Annotated in this window: 3 protein-coding genes and 1 tRNA gene; 1 reads left to right on the top strand and 3 read right to left on the bottom strand. The window is 71.5% G+C overall.

The window, feature by feature from the left end:
- The 3 genes from ESO86_RS15315 to ESO86_RS15325 form a co-directional block, all read right to left on the bottom strand.
- Nucleotides 1–414, bottom strand: a 414-nt coding sequence (locus ESO86_RS15315; protein WP_129235751.1) for a tetratricopeptide repeat protein, incomplete at its 3' end; no start/stop codon positions are given.
- Nucleotides 415–506: 92 nt separating this feature from the next.
- Entirely contained in the window at nt 507–1,916 is a 1,410-nt protein-coding gene (tig, locus tag ESO86_RS15320; protein ID WP_129235752.1) for a trigger factor, read from the bottom strand.
- A 52-nt stretch (nt 1,917–1,968) separates the two neighbouring features.
- Nucleotides 1,969–2,043: transfer RNA gene (locus tag ESO86_RS15325), tRNA-Pro, on the bottom strand.
- Between the two features lie 198 nt (nt 2,044–2,241).
- Here ESO86_RS15325 and ESO86_RS15330 point away from each other — a divergent pair.
- Nucleotides 2,242–2,569 (top strand): hypothetical protein (locus ESO86_RS15330; RefSeq protein WP_165307981.1); only part of this gene is annotated, 328 nt, incomplete at its 3' end.

Below are 2,569 nucleotides of genomic sequence, written 5' to 3' on the forward strand. Positions count from 1 at the left end.
CGCGACGAGGGCGACGGATGCCGCGGCATCCGCTGCGCCCGTCGAGACGAGTGCGAGCGCGCGGAACGCCGCCACCGCGTCGGCGAGGTCGCCCGCGTCGGCCGCGACCTCGTCGAGCAGGGCGAGCGATTCCGCCGGTCGGCCGAGGTTGCGGACCGTGGAGGCGAGTTGGATGTGCGCCTCGACTCGGGCCCGCCACGACAGCCCGAGCTCGAGCGATCGGCGGTAGCGCGGCTCGGCCTCCTCCTCGAGGCCTGCGGAGTCGCGGGCTCCCGCCGCCTCGAACGGTCCGCGGGGGTCGTCGTCGGGCAGTTCTGCGGCGAGCGCGTCGATCCGCGCGATCACCTCCCGCTCCCCCAGTTCGGATGCCGCGTCCCAGACCGCGTCGACCCGTCGCTGCCAGTCGTCGCCCATCGCCGCTCGTCCCTTCGATCACGCCGCATCCACCGCGGAGACGACGACGGGGCCGGGCAGTGCTGCCCGACCCCGTCCGTCTCGACCGTCGATTACTCGGCGTCGGCCTTCTTCGACGCGCGCTTGCGCGCCGGCTTCTTCTCGGCCGGAGCCTCCTCGGCCTCGGCGGGCGCCTCATCGGCGGCAGCCTCGGCGGGCGCCTCCTCGGCGCCCTCGTCGTCGCCGGCGACGGCGGTGAACTCCGACAGGTCGACCGGGTTGCCCGCGGCATCCGCGACCTTCGCCTTGCCCAGGGCGATCGCGAGCGCCTTGTTGCGCGCGACCTCGCCGACCATGGCCGGGATCTGGCCGTTCTGGCTCAGGACCTGCACGAACTCGTTCGGGTCCATGCCGTACTGCGCGGCGCCCTGCACGAGGTACTGCGTGAGCTCCTCCTGGCTGACCTGGACCTTCTCGGCCTCGGCGATGGCGTCGAGCACGATCTGGGTCTTGAAGGCCTTGGTGCTCGCCTCGGTGACCTCGGCGCGGTGCTCGTCGTCCTCGAGGCGCCCCTCGGACTCGAGGTGACGGTGCACCTCGTCCTCGATGACGCTGTCGGCGACCGGGACCTCGACGAGCTCGAGGAGCTTGTCGACGAGGAGGTCGCGGGCCTGGGTGCCCTGGCCGAACGACTTGTTCTTCGCGACCTGGTCCTTCAGGCTCGCGGTCAGCTCGTCGAGCGTGTCGAACTCGCTCGCGATCTGCGCGAAGTCGTCGTCGGCCTCGGGGAGCTCGCGCTCCTTCACGGCGGTGACGGTGACGGTGATCTCGGCCGTCTCGCCCTCGTGGTCGCCGCCGAGCAGCTTCGACGAGAACGTCGTGGTCTCGCCGGCGGTCAGCGAGTCGAGCGCCTCGTCGATGCCCTCGAGCAGCTCGCCCGAGCCGAGCTCGTAGGACACGCCGCTGGCCGTGTCGACCTCGGTCTCCTCGATCTTCGCGACGAGGTCGAGCGTGACGAAGTCGCCCGTCTTCGCCGGACGGTCGACCGTGATCAGCGTGCCGAACCGGCTGCGGAGGCGCTCGAGCTCTGCGCTGACCTCGTCGTCGGCGACCTCGACCGAGTCGACGGTCACCTCGAGGCCCGCGTACTCGGGCAGCTCGATCTCGGGACGCACGTCGACCTCGATCGAGAGGAGCAGGTCGCCCGAGAAGTCGGACTCGCTCGGCCACTCGACGATGTCGGCGTTCGGGCGGCCGAGGGGGCGGAGCTCGTGCTCGGTGACCGCGGCGCGGTAGAAGCCGTCGAGGCCCTCGTTGACCGCGTGCTCGAGGACGGCGGCCTTGCCGACCCGCTGGTCGATCACGGGCGCGGGCACCTTGCCCTTGCGGAAACCGGGCACGTTGATCTGCTCGGCGATGTGCTCGTAGGCGTGGGCGATGCTGGGCTTCAGCTCCTCGGGCGTCACCGAGATGGTGAGCTTGGCGCGCGTCGGGCTCAGCTTCTCAACCGAAGTGGTCGGCATGGGGAAGTTTCTCCTGTTTGGTGGAAGTACGTGGTCGAGCCGATGCGACTCGTCGGGGCGACAGGATTCGAACCTGCGACCTCCCGCTCCCAAAGCGGGCGCTCTAGCCAAGCTGAGCTACGCCCCGAGTCGCCGGCTTGACTCGCCGGTCCTGCGCGTCGGCACGCCGAAGCACGTCGAAGCACGGATTGGACCCGGGAAAGTCTACTGCACGAGCCGTGGTGCGCCCGATGCGTCGATCCGACCCGCCCGCGCCGCCTGTGGATGGCGAAGTCAGGGCCGGCACCTATGGTGCCCGGAACGGGCCCGATGCGAGAGTGTGCGCATGACCGACTCGACGCGTCCCGCCGCGCCCGATCTGCGTCGCTGGCCGAGCGATCCCGCCCAGTTCGCCGACACCACGTTGTGCCCCGCCTGCTTCTCGCGCCTGCTCGGCGTCACGTGCGACGTGTGCGGGCTCCGGCTCGACGTCGCCGCGGCGACCGACCTGTTGGCCGCGGGCGTGCGCGTGCGCGATGCGGAGGCGGACCGGCAGTCGATCATCACCCGGATGCGTGCGGAGCAGGCCCCGCCTGCCGTGGCATCCGTGCCGAGCAGCGCGGGCGCGGGCTCCGCGTCCTCGCTCGGGGTGCCGATCGCAGCGCCGCCGCCGG

The organism is Agromyces binzhouensis, from assembly GCF_004135055.1.
In the GTDB taxonomy this organism is placed as follows: Bacteria; Actinomycetota; Actinomycetes; order Actinomycetales; family Microbacteriaceae; genus Agromyces; species Agromyces binzhouensis.